Origin of the sequence: Amycolatopsis sp. cg13, from assembly GCF_041346965.1 — a bacterium.
Classification (GTDB): Bacteria; Actinomycetota; Actinomycetes; order Mycobacteriales; family Pseudonocardiaceae; genus Amycolatopsis.
In genome coordinates this window covers 719,123-735,915 of record NZ_CP166848.1, presented here as the reverse complement: position 1 = coordinate 735,915, position 16,793 = coordinate 719,123, and the positions used below count along the sequence as shown (strand labels likewise).

Annotated in this window: 12 protein-coding genes; 8 read left to right on the top strand and 4 right to left on the bottom strand. The window is 68.8% G+C overall.

Annotated features, from left to right (window positions below; all coding sequences use genetic code 11):
- Together frc and AB5I40_RS03075 are read right to left on the bottom strand one after the other, a co-directional pair.
- Entirely contained in the window at nt 1–1,230 is a 1,230-nt protein-coding gene (gene frc / locus AB5I40_RS03080) for a formyl-CoA transferase (protein WP_370936890.1), read from the bottom strand.
- A 16-nt stretch (nt 1,231–1,246) separates the two neighbouring features.
- Nucleotides 1,247–3,340 (bottom strand): thiamine pyrophosphate-binding protein, encoded by a 2,094-nt coding sequence (locus AB5I40_RS03075; RefSeq protein WP_370936889.1) that lies wholly within the window; start codon nt 3,338–3,340, stop codon nt 1,247–1,249.
- A gap of 612 nt (nt 3,341–3,952) precedes the next feature.
- Between AB5I40_RS03075 and sucC the strand changes: the two genes are divergently transcribed.
- The 3 genes from sucC to AB5I40_RS03060 all read left to right on the top strand — a co-directional run bounded on the left by sucC (nt 3,953) and on the right by AB5I40_RS03060 (nt 6,919).
- A complete protein-coding gene (gene sucC / locus AB5I40_RS03070; RefSeq protein WP_370936888.1) occupies nt 3,953–5,113 on the top strand; it encodes an ADP-forming succinate--CoA ligase subunit beta in 1,161 nt (386 codons plus the stop codon).
- A gap of 3 nt (nt 5,114–5,116) precedes the next feature.
- Nucleotides 5,117–6,001 carry a succinate--CoA ligase subunit alpha gene (gene sucD / locus AB5I40_RS03065; RefSeq protein ID WP_370936887.1) on the top strand — a complete coding sequence of 295 codons (885 nt, stop codon included), beginning with the start codon at nt 5,117–5,119 and terminating at the stop codon, nt 5,999–6,001.
- A gap of 63 nt (nt 6,002–6,064) precedes the next feature.
- Nucleotides 6,065–6,919, top strand: coding sequence for a LysR family transcriptional regulator (locus AB5I40_RS03060; protein WP_370936886.1), 855 nt, complete (start codon nt 6,065–6,067; stop codon nt 6,917–6,919).
- A gap of 566 nt (nt 6,920–7,485) precedes the next feature.
- Here AB5I40_RS03060 and AB5I40_RS03055 read toward each other — a convergent pair.
- Nucleotides 7,486–8,127 carry a GntR family transcriptional regulator gene (locus AB5I40_RS03055; protein ID WP_370936885.1) on the bottom strand — a complete coding sequence of 214 codons (642 nt, stop codon included), beginning with the start codon at nt 8,125–8,127 and terminating at the stop codon, nt 7,486–7,488.
- A 94-nt stretch (nt 8,128–8,221) separates the two neighbouring features.
- Here AB5I40_RS03055 and AB5I40_RS03050 point away from each other — a divergent pair, with 94 nt between their 5' ends.
- The 3 genes from AB5I40_RS03050 to AB5I40_RS03040 all read left to right on the top strand — a co-directional run bounded on the left by AB5I40_RS03050 (nt 8,222) and on the right by AB5I40_RS03040 (nt 13,342).
- Nucleotides 8,222–11,557 carry a molybdopterin-dependent oxidoreductase gene (locus AB5I40_RS03050; protein WP_370936884.1) on the top strand — a complete coding sequence of 1,112 codons (3,336 nt, stop codon included), beginning with the start codon at nt 8,222–8,224 and terminating at the stop codon, nt 11,555–11,557.
- Nucleotides 11,558–11,629: 72 nt separating this feature from the next.
- Nucleotides 11,630–12,973 (top strand): NADP-specific glutamate dehydrogenase, encoded by a 1,344-nt coding sequence (gene gdhA, locus AB5I40_RS03045; RefSeq protein ID WP_370936883.1) that lies wholly within the window; start codon nt 11,630–11,632, stop codon nt 12,971–12,973.
- Between the two features lie 246 nt (nt 12,974–13,219).
- On the top strand, nt 13,220–13,342 hold the full coding sequence (locus AB5I40_RS03040) for a hypothetical protein (RefSeq protein WP_370936882.1): 123 nt from the start codon (nt 13,220–13,222) through the stop codon (nt 13,340–13,342).
- Nucleotides 13,343–13,598: 256 nt separating this feature from the next.
- On the opposite strand, the gene AB5I40_RS03035 is transcribed toward AB5I40_RS03040, so the two are convergent.
- On the bottom strand, nt 13,599–13,820 hold the full coding sequence (locus AB5I40_RS03035; protein ID WP_370936881.1) for a hypothetical protein: 222 nt from the start codon (nt 13,818–13,820) through the stop codon (nt 13,599–13,601).
- Nucleotides 13,821–14,036: 216 nt separating this feature from the next.
- On the opposite strand from AB5I40_RS03035, the gene AB5I40_RS03030 reads away from it, so the two are divergent.
- Nucleotides 14,037–14,930 (top strand): DUF6597 domain-containing transcriptional factor, encoded by an 894-nt coding sequence (locus AB5I40_RS03030; protein ID WP_370936880.1) that lies wholly within the window; start codon nt 14,037–14,039, stop codon nt 14,928–14,930.
- Nucleotides 14,931–15,548: 618 nt separating this feature from the next.
- Nucleotides 15,549–16,781: an FAD-binding oxidoreductase gene (locus AB5I40_RS03025; protein WP_370936879.1), complete on the top strand. Its 1,233-nt coding sequence runs from the start codon at nt 15,549–15,551 to the stop codon at nt 16,779–16,781.
- Nucleotides 16,782–16,793: the final 12 nt, after the last annotated feature.

The following is a 16,793-nucleotide window of genomic DNA, read 5'->3' as shown; positions in this document are numbered from 1 at the left end:
TCAGATCACGCCCGCCGTGCGCAACTGCTCGACATCCGCCGCGCTGTAGCCGAGTTCGCCGAGCACTTCGTTGTTGTGTTCGCCCAGCAACGGAGAACGTTCGACGTCCACCGGCGAGTCCGACAGCTTCAACGGGCAGCCGACGGTCTTGAACGCGCCGCGCTCCGGATGCGGCACCTCGACCACCGATCCCAGCTCGGCCAGCGTCTCGTCCTCGATCAGTTCCTTAGTGGACAGAATCGGTCCACAAGGGATGCTGCGGGCGTTGAGCAGCTCCATCACTTCCCATTTGGTGCGCTGCTCGGTCCATTCCTCGACCATCGCGAACACCTTGTCCAGTTTGGACAGCCGAGCCTCCGGAGTCGCCCAGTCCGGATCCTCGGCGAGCTCCGGCCGCCCGATGAGCTCGGTCAGCGGAGCCCAGCCGACCGGCTGGACGATGACGTAGATGTAGTCGTTGGGCCCGCCCGGCGCGCAGCGCACCGCCCAGCCCGGCTGCCCGCCGCCGGACGCGTTGCCCGAACGCGGCACCTCGTCGCCGAACCGTTCGTTGGGGTACTCCCCCAGCGGCCCGTGCGCGAGCCGCTGCTGGTCGCGCAGCTTGACCCGGCACAGGTTGAGCACCGCGTCCTGCATCGCCACCTGCACGCGCTGCCCGCGCCCGGTGCTCGTGCGCTGGTACAACGCCGCGAGAATGGCCGCGACGAGGTGGATGCCCGTCCCCGAATCGCCGATCTGCGCCCCGGTGGCGGTCGGCGGGCCCTGCTCGAAGCCGGTCGTGCTCATCGAGCCGCCCATCGCCTGCGCGATCACCTCGTAGGCTTTGAAATTCGCGTACCTGCCGGGTCCGAACCCTTTGATGGACGCGTAAATCAGCCGCTCGTTGATCTCGTGCAGCTTCTCCCAGGAGAACCCGAAACGGTCCACCACACCCGGCCCGAAGTTCTCCACCAGAACGTCCACTGAGGACACCAGCTTGGCGAAGACTTCCTTGCCCTGCTCGCTTTTCATGTTGAGCGTGATGCTGCGCTTGTTCGCGTTCAGCATGATGAAGTACAGACTGTCCACTCCGGGCAGATCGCGCAGCTGGCCCCGGGTGATGTCGCCGCGGCCGGGGGTTTCGAGCTTCACGACGTCCGCGCCGAGCCAGGCGAGGATCTGGGTCGACGACGGTCCTGATTGGACGTGGGTCATGTCGAGGACGCGGACGCCCTCCAGTGCCTTTCCCATCTTCGGCTCCTCCCGACTACTTGTACATCGTCTGGTTCATGGTTCCGGGGGCGTAGGCGTCCGGGTCGACCCAGACGTTGATCAGCGACGGCTTGCCGGATTCCCGCGCGCGGCGCAGCGCCGGGGCGATGTCCGCCGGGTCGCGGACCTCCTCGCCGTAGCCGCCGAGCATCCGGGCGAACTGGTCGTAAGGGACGTCGCCGAGGGTGTTTCCGATGCGTTCGCGAGCCATGCCGTACTTCTGCGCCTGGCCGTAGCGGATCTGGTTCATCGACGAGTTGTTGCCGACGATCCCGACGAACGGGAGGTCGAACCGCACGAGCGTCTCGAAATCCCAGCCGGTGAGGGAAAACGCCCCGTCGCCGAAGAGCGCGACGACTTCCTGATCCGGACGCGCGTGTTTCGCGGCCATCACGAACGGAATACCCACCCCGAGTGTCCCTAGCGGACCGGGATCCATCCAGTGCCCGGGTGCCTTCGGCTGCACGACCTGTCCGGAGAACGTGACGATGTCGCCGCCGTCGCCGATGTAGATCGAATCCTCGGTCAGGAATTCGTTGATCTCGTGCACGAGCCGGTACGGGTGGATCGGATTCGCGTCGGAATGCTGCTGCGGCAACCGCTTCTGCTTGGCTTTCTCCTCGACCGCACGCAGTTCCTCCAGCCACGGTTTGCGTCCGACCGCCCCGTTGTCCACCCGGCCCGACGCGGCATCCGCGACCGCGGCGAGGATCTGCCCGGCGTCTCCGACAATGCCGAGATCGATGTCGCGATTCTTGCCGACCGTCCGGTAGTCGAGATCGATCTGCACCACTTTCGCGTCCGGGGAAAGCCTTTTGCCGTAACCCATCCGGAAGTCGAACGGCGTGCCGACGATGACGATCACGTCGGCGTTGTCGAACGCGTAACGGCGGGAAAGCTGGAAGTGATGCGGATCGCCCGGCGGGAGCGTGCCTCGACCAGCACCGTTCATGTACGCCGGGATGTTCAAGGCGCGCACCAGTTCCGTCGCGGGCTCGGTGGCGCGAGTCGTCCAAACCTGGCTGCCGAGCAGAATCGCCGGTTTCTTGGCGTGCACCAGCAGATCCGCGAGTTTCTCGACGTCCTCCGGATCGCCCGCGTTCCGAGTGGAAGCGCGATACCGGCCGGACTCCGGGATCCGCGCGTTCGCCAACGGCACGCGGGCGTCGAGAACGTCCCGCGGAATCTCCAAAAAGGACGGTCCAGGTGCGCCCGCGAAGGCTTCCCGGAACGCCATCGACACCAGGTCAGCGGCCCGCGAGGTATGCGGGACGGTCGCGGCGAACTTGGTGATCGGGCTCATCATGTCCACGTGCGGGAGGTCCTGCAGCGAGCCCATTTTGTGCTGGCTCAACGCGCCTTGGCCGCCGATCAGCAGCATCGGGCTCTCCGCGCGCAACGCGTTCGCGACCCCCGTGACCGCGTCGGTCGTCCCTGGCCCCGCCGTGACCACCGCACAGCCAGGACGGCCGGTGATCCGCGCGTACCCGTCCGCGGCGTGCGCCGCGACCTGCTCGTGCCGGACGTCGATGACGCTGATGCCCTCGTCGACGCAGCCGTCGTAGATGTCGATGATGTGGCCGCCGCAGAGGGTGAAGATGGTGTCGACGCCTTCGGCTTTCAGGGCTTTCGCGACCAGGTGGCCGCCGGAGATCGTTTCTCCTGCCCCGCGTTCGCCGTTGGCAGTGGCGGCCTTGGGCTGCGCCGTAGTCCCGCTGGCTTTCGCTCCGCCGCTCTCGCTGGTCCGCGCGCTGGCGTCAGTTTGCCTCGCTGCCTTCTCGCTGGTGTTGGCTGCGACTTGCCTGTCCGCCTTCTCGCTGGCGGACTTGCCGTTGCTCTCGCTGAGCTCCTCGCCGGTCCGCCCGCTGGCGTTCACACCGCTGTTCCCGCCGGGCTTCTGACTGGCGGGCCCGTCCGGGTTCTCACCGTTGCTCTCGCTGAACTCCGGACCAGTCCGCCCGATCGGATCCTCGCCGGGCTCCTGGCCGGTCCGCCTGCCTGGGTTCTCGCCGGACTCCTGGCCGGTCCGCCCGCGTGGGTTCTCGCCGGTGTGCTGGCCTGCTTGCCGGCCGGTCGTGGTTGGCGACATGCGCAACTCCTCCTGTCCCGCGCCGGACCTCTCTGATCCGCGCGCTCGTCCCGGTCTGCTCGTGCCCTCTCCGCAGCCCGCCGGGTCTGTCGCCGCAGGTCAGCGGCTCGTCGCCGGAAGACTGTAGATTGCATACCGTATGAGGTAGGCATTAGACTTACTCTTCGAGCCGCCCGCTGTCCAGGGGCATCCGCAGGTTTGTCCGACTGGCTTGCGGGTCTTTGTCCAACTGGCTTGCGGGTCTTTCTCCGGCTGGCTTGCGGGTCGGTTCGCCAAAGGACCCGGCGAGAGATTCGCTGGCTGATTTGCCGGGTCAAGCTGCCTTGCCGGGAGCTGCCGCCACGCCCGCTCGGGCCGCAACTTCAACCCGAAACCTCAACTCGACCGCCCGCCAGAACCTCAACTCCACCGCCAGAACCTCGACTCCGCCGTCTGCCATCCGCCTCGGCGAGGCGCCTCCACCGAACTGGCCGACACAGAAGCGGAGGCAAACCCGCCACTCACCCGCCTGACAAACCTCCGCTCCCCCGCCTCCGCGAGAGCGGCGGGCAAACCCACCATTCGCCCACCCACGAACCCCGGCTCCCCCGCCTCCGCAAGGAAGGAATCCCGATGGATCTCTTGGAACACCAAGCGCGCGACCTCTTCGCCGCGCACGGCGTGCCGGTTCCCCGCGGCCGCGTGGCCGCCACGCCTGAGGAAGCACGGGCGGCGGCCGTCGACATCGGCGGTCCGGTTGTCGTGAAAGCCCAAGTCAAGACCGGCGGCCGAGGCAAGGCAGGCGGGGTGAAACTCGCGGCCGGACCGGACGAGGCCGAGCGGATCGCCAGCGAGATCCTCGGCATGGACATCAAAGGCCACCGCGTGCGTCGCGTTCTCGTGACCGAAGCGAGCGATATCGCCGACGAGTACTACGTTTCCTACCTCCTCGACCGCGCCGACCGCACCTTCCTCGCGATGGCATCCGCGGCCGGCGGAATGGATATCGAGGAAGTCGCCGAGACTCGGCCGGAAGCGCTGGTCAAGGTACCGATCGACATCCGCGTCGGCGTCGACTTAGTGAAGGCGCGCCGGATATGCGCGGCCGCACAGCTTCCGGTCGAAGCGGCGAGCGTCCTGGTGCGGTTGTGGGACGTGTTCACCTCGGAGGACGCGACGCTCGTCGAGGTGAATCCGCTTGCCCGTACGCGCGGCGGGGAGATCGTCGCGCTCGACGGGAAGGTCACGCTCGACGACAACGCCGCATTCCGGCATCCCGGGCACCAAGCGTTCATGGGCGCGGAAATCGGTGATCCGCTGGAACAGCAGGCTGCCGAGCAGGGGCTCAACTACGTGAAGCTTGACGGCGACATCGGCGTCATCGGCAACGGCGCCGGGCTCGTGATGTCCACTCTGGATGTAGTGGCTGCCGCGGCGCGGGACGCGGGAGCGGCCGGACCGGCGAATTTCCTCGACATCGGCGGCGGGGCGTCGGCGGAAGTGATGTCGGCCGGGCTGGGGGTGATTCTCGGGGATCCGGCGGTGCGCAGTGTGTTCGTGAACGTCTTCGGCGGGATCACGGCGTGCGACGCGGTGGCGGACGGCATCGTGAAAGCGCTGGCGTTGCTGGGCGATCGCGCGACGAAACCGTTGGTCGTCCGGCTCGACGGGAACAACGTCGCGGAGGGCAGGCGGATCCTCGCCGAGGCAGCGCACCCCCTGGTCACAGTGGTCGCGACGATGGACGACGCCGCGCGCGAAGCGGCCAAGCTCGCGACCGTGACGGAGGGCTGACCGATGGCGATTTTCCTGGACGGCACCAGCCGGGTCATCGTTTCCGGCATCACCGGCTCCGAGGGAGCCAAACACACCCGCCGGATGCTGGCCGCGGGCACGAACGTCGTGGGCGGGGTGAATCCGCGCAAGGCTGGGCAGACCGTTTTCCTTGACGGACACGAACTGCCGGTATTCGGCGGCGTCGCCGAGGCGATGGAGGAGACCGGTGCGGACGTAGTGGTTTTGTTCGTGCCGCCGCCGTTCGTGAAGGACGCGGTGCTCGAAGCGATCGACGCCGGCATCGGTCTCGCAGTGGTGATCACCGAGGGCGTGCCGGTGCACGATTCCGCCGCGTTCTGGGCGCACGCGCGCGACAGCCGCACCCGGATCATCGGGCCGAACTGCCCCGGCCTCATCTCCCCCGGACTGTCGAACGCCGGGATCATTCCCGCCGACATCACCGGTCCCGGGCGGATCGGGCTGGTGTCGAAATCCGGGACGCTCACCTACCAGCTCATGCACGAACTCCGCGACATCGGGTTTTCCAGCTGCATCGGCATCGGCGGCGACCCGGTCATCGGCACCACGCACATCGACGCGGTCGAGGCGTTCGAGAAGGACCCGGACACCGACGTGATCGTGCTGATCGGCGAAATCGGCGGCGACGCGGAGGAACGCGCCGCGGCTTACGTGCGGGAGAACGTGCGGAAGCCGGTCGTCGGGTACGTCGCCGGGTTCACCGCGCCGGAGGGCAAAACCATGGGACACGCGGGAGCGATCGTGTCGGGATCGTCCGGGACCGCCGCGGCGAAGAAGTCGGCGCTCGAAGCGGCCGGAATCCGGGTGGGGCGCACGCCGAGCGAGACAGCGCGGCTGGTTCGCGAGGTTCTCGCCGAAACCAGCTGACGCCTCCCTGAGCCAGCACAGGCGTAGTACTACAACCGGAGTTGTTCGGAGCCAGGAGGACCGATGGACCTGCGGCAGCTGGAAACCGTCGTGGCAGTAGCCGAGGAAGGCGGATTCACAGCTGCCGCGCGGAGGTTGCATACGGTGCAGTCCACTGTGTCCACTGTGGTCCGTGCGCTCGAACGGGATCTCGGCACCGACCTGTTCGAGCGCACCACCCATCGGGTCGCGCTTACGCCTGCGGGCAAAGCGTTTCTCCCGGCCGCGCGTACCGCCCTGGAGGCGGCGAGCCAGGCTCGGGCGACCGTCGACCGGGCGCGCTGGCAGGTCACCGGGGAGGTGCGGATCGGCGTCATGCCCGGGGCGTGGCCGGAACCGCACCGGGCGCTCAGTGCGTTGCGCCGCGATCATCCCGGGGTGCGCGTGCTGGTGCGGACCGCGCCACCGCACCAACTGCGGGAGGCGGTCGTGACATCCACTGTGGACATAGTGGTCGCAGTCGCCGGTTGCGCCCCGGGCGACGGACTGATGAGCCGTCCGGTCCGACGGGAAGAGATGGTGCTAGTCACCGCCGCCGGTGACGGCTCCGCGGACCGTCCGGTCTCGGCCGCCGAAGCCGCCAGTACCGCAGTGGTGGATTTCGCGCCGGGCTGGGCGATCCGGGAGGCCACCGACCGGACGTTCCAGTCGGCGCGCGTGCGCCGGACCGTCGTGCACGAGGTCACCGACGCGCCCTCGGCGGCGGAACTCGTCCGACACGATCTGGGCGGTTGCGTGCTGCCGGTGTCGGTCGCAGCGCAATTCCCCGACCTGACCGGCCGCCGCTTCACCCGCGGCGGCCCGACATGGAACATCACCGCCACGCATGCCAGCGACCCGCGCCCGGCGGTGGCTGCGGTGTTGCGGCATCTGACCTGACCGCCCACTGGTCCGCCCGCAGCCCGACCTCGAATCACGGCGAGCTGCCTCAGGCAGTGGCGACGATGTTGCGGCACCTCACCAGAACTCCCGCACCCGCAGCGAACCGACGCCGAACACACGCTGGTGATCCGCGGCCGGAGAGGGGCAGCGATGTCGCTCCTGATCAGATGACGGTTCACCCGCCGCATCCCACGCCCGCGGTGCCGGTTCGCGTCCAGAGCTGGCCGCTCCGCAACACTCGCCCGCGTCCAGCCCACGACCGCACCTGCGTCGCTTGCAGACACGAGGCCACATCTGACAGCCCCGAATCCGCCACACCCGGTCTCGTCCGCTCCACGGCCCCACCCGCTCCACTTGCAGACACAACGCCACACCTGGCAACCCCGACTCTGCCTCCACCGCTTCGCTCGCAGACGCTAAACCTCCCCCGGCAATCCCGGCTTCGCATCGTCCAGCCCGGGCCCCGGTGCCAAGCGAGCCGCCTCGAGCCAACACTCCTCGCAACCGCAACGACACCCGCATCCGGCTGCCTTAGAAACCCAGCGATGCCCGGCAAACCTGGCTCAGCCAGAAGCCCAATCCGCCCGAATATGCTTCAGATGCGCCCGCACCTGCCCCTCCAACCGGCCCCAATCCCGCGCCGCCACCGTCGCCAGCATCTCCCGGTGCTCCCGGGCCGAATCCGTCAACCGACCGTGCTCGGCGAGTTTTTCCAAGCCGTACAGCCGTGTCTGGTCGCGCAGGTTCGCGATGGCGTCCGTCAGCCGTCCGTTCCCCGCCAGGGACAGCAAGTCCAGATGGAACCGGCGGTCCGCCTCCAGGAAGCGCGCGACGTCACCATCCTCAGCTGCGGCCTCGATCTCGGCGGCCAGGCCGTCCAGCCGGGCGAGGTCGTCGGGGCCTGCGGCTGCGGCGGCGGACAGCGTCGCCGGGACCTCGAGCAGCAGCCGCATTTCGTAGATTTCGTCGAGGTCGCGTTCGGTCATCGCGATGACTCGGTAGCCGCGGTTGCGGACCGGCTCCAGGAGGCCCTGGTTGACCAGCGTCAGCAGTGCCTCGCGAACCGGGCTGCTCGACACGCCCAGGCGCGTCGCGAGGGCAGCGGCCGAATAGATGTCGCCGGGGCGCAGTTCGCCGGACACCATCGCCTGCCGCACGACTTCGAGCACTTGTTCGCGCAGGTTAGTGCGCTGCAGCTGCGTCAACGGGGCGCCCCTCCGCTCTCGCGGGCTTGACTTCGCCCGCTTCCGTCCAGCATCGTACCGGAGTAACCGGTAGCCGGTTACTAAGGAGTAACTAATGCCTGAGGTCCGGGGTTACTGCACGTTGTGCCGGTCGCGCTGCGGCGCGGTCTACACGATCGAGAACGGCTCGCTGCGCGGCGTCCGGCCGGATTCCGCGCATCCGACCGGGGCCGCGCTGTGTCCGAAGGGGCGGGCCGCGCCTGAGCTGGTGCACTCCCCCGAACGGCTGCGCAGGCCGTTGCGGCGCACGACGCCGAAGTCCGATCCGGATCCGAAGTGGCGCGAGATCAGCTGGGACGAAGCGCTTTCCGAGATCGCCGCGCGGCTCGGCGACATCCGCGCGGCCAGCGGGGCGGAGGCGGTCGCGTTTTCGGTCACCTCGCCCAGCGGCACGCCGATGTCCGACGCGATCGACTGGGTCGAGCGGTTCATCCGGCTCTTCGGCAGCCCCAACACGCTGTACTCGACCGAGATTTGCAACTGGCACAAGGACTTCGCGCACGCGTTCACCTTCGGTTCGGGATTGCCCGCGCCGGATTACGCGGGCACGGAGTTCGCGGTGCTATGGGGGCACAATCCGGCCAAGGCGTGGCTTGCGCAGTCTGCCGCGCTGGCCGGGGCGCGGACGCCGAGGCTTGCCGTTGTCGATCCGCGGCGAACCGCCAGCGCTGTGCAGGCCGAGCATTGGCTCCGGGTCCGGCCGGGCGCCGACGGTGCGCTCGCGCTCGGGGTCGCCCGGGCATTGCTCGAGCGCCGGGGGCACGACGAAGCGTTCGTGCGGTCGTGGACGAACGCTCCGTTGCTGGTCCGCGTCGACACGGGACGATTTCTCCGGGCGGCCGAGATTGAGCCTGCGGCGGCCGGGTTCGCGGTGTGGGACGAAGCAGCGGGTCAAGCTGAGCCGTACGACACGCATTATCCAGCAAACGGGCCGGAAAGGTTTGCGCTGCACGGAAAACGCCGCGTGCGTACGTTGGCCGGTTCCGTCGAGTGTGTTCCCGCGTTCGAGCATTACGCGCAGGCTTGTGCCGCGTGGCCGCTCGACCGGACTGAGGCGGTGACGACCGTCGAGGGCGCGGCGATCGAAGCGTTCGCGGCTGATCTTGCCGAGGCGAAGTCCGTGACGTACGCGGCGTGGTCGGGCGTCGGCCAGCACGCGAACGCGACGCAGACGGAGCGCGCGATCGCCACTCTCTACGCGCTCACCGGCAGCTACGACTCCCCCGGCGGCAACGTAGTCCTGCCGAAACTGCCGGTCGCTCCGGTCACCTCGCCGGATCAGCTCGCAACCGAGCAGCACGCGAAAGCCCTTGGCATTCAGGAGTTTCCGCTCGGACCGCCTGCGCAGGGCTGGGTGACTGCGCGCGACTTTTGCCGAGCGGTTCTCGATGAGGAGCCTTATCCAGTCCGCGCGTTGGTGTCGTTCGGCGGGAATCTTCTGTTGTCGCAACCGGATCCCCGGCGGACTGCGGAGGCGTTGCGGCGCTTGGAGTTCGCGATTCATCTCGACTTGTTCGAGAATCCGACGGCGCGGTTCGCCGACCTTCTGCTGCCGGTCCAGACGCCTTGGGAACACGAGGCGGTCAAGGCGGGTTTCGAGATCACGCGGGCGGCGCAGGAGCACGTGCAGCTGCGACCGCGGATGACTGATCCGATCGGCGAGTCGCGTTCGGACACTGAGGTCGTGTTCGAACTGGCCGAGCGGCTCGGACTGGGGGCGGAGTTTTTCGACGGCCGCATCGAGGACGGCTGGGATCATCAACTCGCACCGCTCGGCCTCACTGCTGCTCAGTTGCGCGAGCAGCCTGGCGGGGTCGATCTGCCGTTGCGGACTGAGTACCGCAAGTACGCTCGGTGCGCGGAAAATGGCGCGGTGACTGGGTTTGCGACGCCGACCCGGAGGGTCGAGCTGTACTCGGAGCGGCTCGCCGAGCATGGCCAGCACGCGGTTCCGAACGCGGATCCGCCCGCGCCGGATCCTCGGCATCCGCTGGTGCTGACGTGCGCGAAGAACGGGTACTTCTGCCACAGCCAGCATCGCGGGATTTCGTCGCTGCGCAAGCGTTCTCCCGAACCGGCCGTCGACCTGAGCGCGGAACTCGCGGCCGAGCGCGGCATCGAGGACGGACAGTGGGTCCGGATCACGACCGCCGCCGCGGACGTCCGGATGCGGGCGCGAATCGACCCCGCGCTGCATCGCGACGTGGTCGTGGCGGAGTACGGCTGGTGGCAGCCGGCGCCCGACCTCGCCCTGCCCGGTTCGGACCCGCTCGAGGACGGCGGGACCAACTACAACCTGCTGGTCGGCGACGACGCCCACGACCCGGTGAGCGGGTCGGTCCCGTTGCGCTCGACGTTCTGCGACGTCCAGCCCGACGAGGCGGAGCCGTGGACCGGGCAGCGGGAGTTCGCGGTCGAGCGCGCGGAGTTCGAGACCGAGGACATCCGGTCGGTGCACCTCAAGCCGGTCGACGGCCGGTCGGTGCCGGAGTTCCGCGCCGGGCAGCACATCACCGTCGCCTGGCCGGACGCGCCTGGGCTGACCCGCAGTTATTCGCTCACCGGGTCGGCTCAAGCGCCGGACGACGGGTATGCGATCGCGGTGCGGCGGGTGTCGGGCGGGCAGTTCTCGCCCGCGGTGCACGACCGGGTTGAGCCGGGGACGCGGTTGCTGGTCACGGCTCCGTCCGGCGGGTTCGCGCTGCCGACTGTCCATTCGCGACCGATCGTGCTGCTGGCCGCCGGGATCGGGATCACGCCGTTCCTGAGCTATCTGGAGACCCTCGACCCGGCGTCGGCACCGGAGATCGTGCTGCACCACGGCAGCCGCGACCGGTCTCGGCACGCCTTCCGCGAGCGCATCTCCGAGCTGGCGGGCCGTCTGCCCAGCGTCCAGATCGTGGACCACTACAGCCGTCCTGGTCCGGAGGAGCACTGCGCTTTCACCGGCCGGATCACCGCTGACCGGGTCGACGCCGACCTGATCCGGCGGCGAGCCCGGTTCTACTTGTGCGGCCCCGAAAGCATGCTGGACGAGCTCACCGCGGACCTGGTGGCGCGGGGCGTGCCGCGCTTCGACATCTTCACCGAGAAGTTCCACGCCGCGGCCGCCCCGGTCCAGATCCCGGACGGCGCCACGGCCACCGTGCGGTTCGCGCGGTCCGGCCGCGAGGTCACCTGGCAGGCGGGCGACGGCGATCTGCTGCGGTTCGCCGAGGCTTCCGGCGTCGCGCTGCCCAGCGGATGCCGGCTCGGACAGTGCGAAAGCTGCGCGGTGCCGGTGCTCGACGGAACGGTCGCGCACCTGGTCGCCGTCGCCGACGATGTGCCCGCTGACCAGTGCCTCGCCTGCCAGGCAGTACCCACTACCGATGTAGTGCTCGATGCGTGAGCCTCGTCACCCCTAACTTCGCAAACCCCGTTGGGGGTGCGAAATCCGGCATTCGGACGGCATCATCGGCGGATGGCTCTCGACCAGACATCGCGCGAAGTGTACGAGGACATCGTCCGGAGGAATCCGGCCGAGCCGGAGTTCCACCAGGCCGTGTTCGAAGTGCTCGAAGCGATCCGGCCCGCTCTTCAGCGGGATCCGGACCTGCGCGACGCGGCGATGCTGGAGCGGCTGTGCGAGCCTGAGCGGCAAGTGATGTTCCGGGTGGTCTGGACCGACGACGCGGGCACGGTGCACGTCAACCGCGGTTTCCGGGTCGGGTTCAGCTCGGCGCTCGGGCCGTACAAGGGCGGGCTGCGCTTCCGCGGCGACGTCACGCTCGGGACGGTCAAGTTCCTCGCCTTCGAACAGATTTTCAAGAACGCGCTCACCGGGCTCGGCATCGGCGCGGGCAAGGGCGGGTCCGACTTCGACCCAGCCGGCCGCAGCGACGGCGAGATCATGCGGTTCTGCCAGGCGTTCATGACCGAACTGGTCCGGCACATCGGCCCGGAAACCGACGTGCCGGCGGGCGACATCGGCGTCGGCGGGCGCGAGATCGGCTACCTGTTCGGCCAGTACAAGCGGCTCACCAACCGCTACGACGCGGGCACCATCACCGGCAAGAACCCGTTGCTGGGCGGCATTCCGGCGCGCCCGGAGGCCACCGGCTACGGGACGGTGTACTTCCTCGAAGCGATGCTCGGCGCGCGCGACGACTCGTTCTCCGGCCGCACCGCGGTGGTGTCCGGTTCGGGCAACGTCGCCTATCACGCGATCGCGAAGCTCCAGGAACTCGGGGCGCGGCCGATCGTGTGCTCGGATTCCGGCGGGTACATCCACGATCCGCGCGGGATCGACCTGGAAGTGCTGCACGACTTGAAGGTCGCGCGGCGCGGGCGGCTTTCGGAGTATGTCGATCATGTGCCGTCGGCGAAATACGTCACGGATGGCACGCCATGGGATGTGCCGTGCGACCTGGCGCTTCCGTGCGCGACGCAGAACGAACTGGACGAGCAGTCGGCGTTGCGGCTGGTGAAGAACAACGTCCGCGCGGTCGCCGAGGGCGCGAACATGCCGTGCACGCCTGGTTCGCTGCAGGTGTTCCGCGAGGCTGGGGTCGCGGTCGGCCCTGGAAAGGCGGCGAACGCGGGTGGCGTCGCGGTGTCGGCGCTGGAGATGCAGCAGAACGCGGCGCGCGAGCGGTGGACGTTCGAGCGCACCGACCGGACGCTGCGCGACATCATGACCGACATCCACCGGACGTGCCTCGAAACCGCCGACGAACACGGGGTCGCCGGGGACTACGTGAGCGGGGCGAATATCGCCGGGTTCCGGAAGGTCGTCGCGGCGATGGACGTCTGCGGGTACATCTGAGGCGGGTCTACGGTCTTCGTTCGGCAGAATTTTGTATGCAGTATTTAGTCGCTGGTGTGCCGGTCGGCTGAATGGTGGCTGTGGTTCACAGTGGACAGGATTCTCTGCGGTCTTGGTTCCGGGGGTCCGGGGGGTCGGGCTCCGGAGATGCGGGGTTCCGGGGTTCCGGGGTTTGGGCTCCGGGGCAGTTGCGTGACGGGGTCCATTCCGGAGCAGGTGTCGACGCCCGTGCCAGGGCGGGTGTCGGTGGAAGTGCTGGAGCAGATGCCAGCGACGGGGCCGGTGTCGATGCTGATGCAGATGCCCGGCACAGATGCCCGCGGTGAAGCCGATGTCGGTGACTGTGCCGATGCGGGCGCCTGGCACTGATGCCGATGCGAGGCCCCCATGCTGACGCAGGCGCCCGGCACCGGTTCCGGGGCTGTCGCAGGGCCTAGTGCCGACGCCGGGACGGTCGCGGGGCCGTGCCGGTGCCCGGCGGTCGCGTCCCGGGCCCGGCCCCCGCGCAGCAGCGGGACAGCGGCTGCCCCGGTGCTGGGGCCGTCGCGTCCCGGTGCCGGATTCGCCGGTCGGCGGGGAAACCCTGGCTGACGCCGTCGCTTGCTGCGAGCGTCAGCGCGGGCGGTTACCGCGCGGAGGAGAAAGTCACCACGACATAAAGGAAAACCAGCAGCCCGGCGACGCCGAAGACAGCCGCGACCGCGCTGCGCACCCAGGTGACCAGGCCGGTGGCGGTGCGCTGCCGGTAGCTGCTGTACCGCGCGTGGGTCTGGCTCACTCTGTCCAGCAGTCCTCCCACGAACAGACCCGCGCCCAGGACCAGCAGAATGATAAGCAACGTCGGCATGACCGGGCGCCTCCTTCGGTAGCACGCTGTTTCCCAGCTTTAGACAGCGAGAATCCCGGGCCGGGCGTCTGGCGACTACGGGAGAAGGTCTTCCGGTCCAGGGACTTGTGACCCGGTACCTGCGGGCGAACGACCACCTCGGCGACACTTTCCCGAACTGCGTTCTCACTGGGAAAAGCATTTCCGGACAAAAGAAGGGGCCGACAATCCCGGCCGGTGCTTGACGTGCGTCCGGCGGAACGCTTCGGTACGGGGATGAACGCGTATGTGGAGCGTCCGCCGGTGCCCGGGCTGGCGGGAGTCGTGCGCACGGTGTGGATCCAGCGCACCGGCGACGCGCCGTACGTGCAGCGGCATCTGCCGACCGGCGGTGTCGAGATCCATTTCCCGGTCGGTGGGCGTCCGCAGTTGCTCGGGCCGTTGACCGGGCCGCGGATCGAGGTCATTCCGGCGCACACGACTGTCGTCGGGGTGCGGTTCCGGCCCGGGGCCGCGCCGCCCCTGCCCGCCGGGCTCGACGAGCTGGCCGACCAGCACCTCGGACTGGCCGACTTGTGGGGCCGGACCGCGGACCGGCTCGTGGAGGCGGTCGCCCTCGCCGCGACGCCCGAACTCGGACTGGCCGCGCTGCAGGCGCATCTCGTGCGGGAATTCCGCCGGACCGGCGGGCTGGACCCGCTGGTCGGGGAAGCGGTGCAGGTGCTGATGCCGTGGGATCCGGTCGGCGTCGACGCGGTTGCCGCGCACCTCGCGCTCTCGGCGAGCCAGCTGCGCCGACGGTGTCTGCAGGCGGTCGGGATGAGCCCGAAGGTGCTCCAGCGGACGTTGCGGTTCCAAGGTTTTCTCGCGCTGGCCCAGGCTGGTGCGATCGCGTCCGGACGGCGGGGTGCGGACGGGATGGCGAGCCTCGCGGTCGACGCCGGTTATGCCGACCAGGCTCATCTCAGCCGCGAATGTCTTCGGCTGACCGGGGTGACGCCGAGGCAGCTGCTCGGGGGCGAGCTTGACCGGTGTGCTTGCGGGCATGATCATTCCGCTTCGTACGCGCCGTTTTTGGCTACCCGGCGACGTTCTCCGGTGCATGCGGGTGTTTCCGCGCGGTGGGGATGAGCGCTGGGGGGGCTCCAGCGGGCGATGCGACTCCCGGAGTTCACGCACTGGACCCCCCGGAGCCGCACATGCACGATCAACCCACTATCGCCTGACGCCTAGAGGCGTTCTCCGGCGCGGGCGGTGTCTCCGCGCTGCGGGAATGAGTCCCGAAGGGACTCCGGCGGCCGATGCGACTCCCGGAGTTCACGCACTGACCCTCCCTACACTCGCAGGCACGATCAATTCGACACTCGCAGCCACCCGGAAGTGTTCACCAAAGCGGCGTCTCCACGCGGCGGGAGTCAGTCCCGAAGGGACTCCGGCGGCCGATGCGACTCCCGGAGCTCATGCCCCGGCCCACCCGGAGTGTGCAGGCACGACCAACCCGCCATCCCTCACGCGCGGGGCGGTGTCTGCGACCGGCGAGAAGGAATCCCGAGGGGGCTCCGACGGGCGAGAAGGAATCCCAAGGGGCTCCGGCGGACGATGCGGTTTCAAGGCTTCAGCGCTAGCCCACCCCGGTGCACTTGCACGCACATTCCCCATCCCGCGCCCCTCGGAGTCGTCCAGACCTGACCGCCTCCCGTGCGCGTTTTGTTCAAGAACGGCGGCCCCGGACTCCGTAGCGTCGTCCCCGTGATCGACCTGACCGCGCTCGACGTCATCTCCCCCGGTTCGCCGGGTTACGAGGCCAGTCCGAGGTCCAGCCTGGTCGTTCGTTGTCATTCGGTCTCGGATGTCGTGCAGGTCATGGCCTACGCGGCCGAGACCGGCAAACCCATCGTGCCGCGTGGTGGTGGGCATTGTTTCGTGGACCGGTGCCCGGACGGCGGGATCGTGGTGGATCTGTCCGGGATGGACTGGATCGCGGTCGACGACGACGGAGTGGCGACGATCGGTGCCGGTGCGCGGCTGGGGGCGGTGTACGCGGCGTTGCACGAGTGCGGCCGGACGATTCCGGCCGGGTGCGGCGACACCGTCGGCATCGCTGGGCTGACGCTCGGCGGCGGGATCGGGCTCCTCGGCCGCCAGTACGGGCTGACTTGCGATCGGCTGGTGGGCGCGCAGGTGGTGCTCGCGGACCGGAGTGTCGTGGAGGTTGACGAGCAGCGGGAATCTGACCTGTTCTGGGCGTTGCGCGGTGCGGGCGGCGGGCAGTTCGGCATCGTCACGGAGTTGCGGTTCGCGACTGTGCCGGAGCCGTCGGCCTGCCGGATCGAGGGGCGCTGGGAAGACCAAGAAGTCGTCGTCAAGGCGTGGCAGGACTGGGCGCCCGACGTGCCTGACGGGATGACGGTGAACCTCGATGTCCAAGCCGGACACGCCAGGCTTTTCGGAGTCTCCACTCTGCCGTCAGGGGCGACCCGGGAGTTGCTCAGGGAGTTCACCGCGCGGGCCGGTGTTCTGTATGCAATAGACATCCGACTGGATGTTCCCTACAGCATGGTGAAGCCGACATTCAGCGGGATCGACCCGGGCGCGACGAGCCGGAGCCGGTCGGAGTTCTTCGCGGGCGCGATGTCGGAATGCACGACGGGCGAACTCGTCAAGGGGCTCACCGGCAATCGGCGGCTGGCGTTCACGGCGATGGGCGGGGCGTACAACCGAGTCGCGGAGGCGGAGACCGCGTTCGCTCATCGGGGTGCGCGGTTTTTGCTGGAGCAGGCGGGCGATCCAGGCGATCCGTGGGTGGACGAGGCGTGGCGCGCGGCGCACGCTGAGGGGTCCGGCCGGGTGTATGCGAACTTTCCCGATCTCGCGCTCGAGGATCCGGCCGGGGCGTATCACGCGGGCAACTACCCCAGGCTCGCGGCGCTCAAGAAAAGGTACGACCCGCATCGGGTTTTCGACTTTCCCCAGGCACTGTAATCGACTATTAAG

Excerpts from the sequence above, each read along its gene's own strand:
- frc (WP_370936890.1), bottom strand. The coding sequence starts at position 1,230 with ATGGGAAAGGCACTGGAGGGCGTCCGCGTCCTCGACATGACCCACGTC.
- AB5I40_RS03075 (WP_370936889.1), bottom strand. The coding sequence starts at position 3,340 with ATGTCGCCAACCACGACCGGCCGGCAAGCAGGCCAGCACACCGGCGAG.
- sucC (WP_370936888.1), top strand. The coding sequence starts at position 3,953 with ATGGATCTCTTGGAACACCAAGCGCGCGACCTCTTCGCCGCGCACGGC.
- sucD (WP_370936887.1), top strand. The coding sequence starts at position 5,117 with ATGGCGATTTTCCTGGACGGCACCAGCCGGGTCATCGTTTCCGGCATC.
- AB5I40_RS03060 (WP_370936886.1), top strand. The coding sequence starts at position 6,065 with ATGGACCTGCGGCAGCTGGAAACCGTCGTGGCAGTAGCCGAGGAAGGC.
- AB5I40_RS03050 (WP_370936884.1), top strand. The coding sequence starts at position 8,222 with ATGCCTGAGGTCCGGGGTTACTGCACGTTGTGCCGGTCGCGCTGCGGC.
- gdhA (WP_370936883.1), top strand. The coding sequence starts at position 11,630 with ATGGCTCTCGACCAGACATCGCGCGAAGTGTACGAGGACATCGTCCGG.
- AB5I40_RS03035 (WP_370936881.1), bottom strand. The coding sequence starts at position 13,820 with ATGCCGACGTTGCTTATCATTCTGCTGGTCCTGGGCGCGGGTCTGTTC.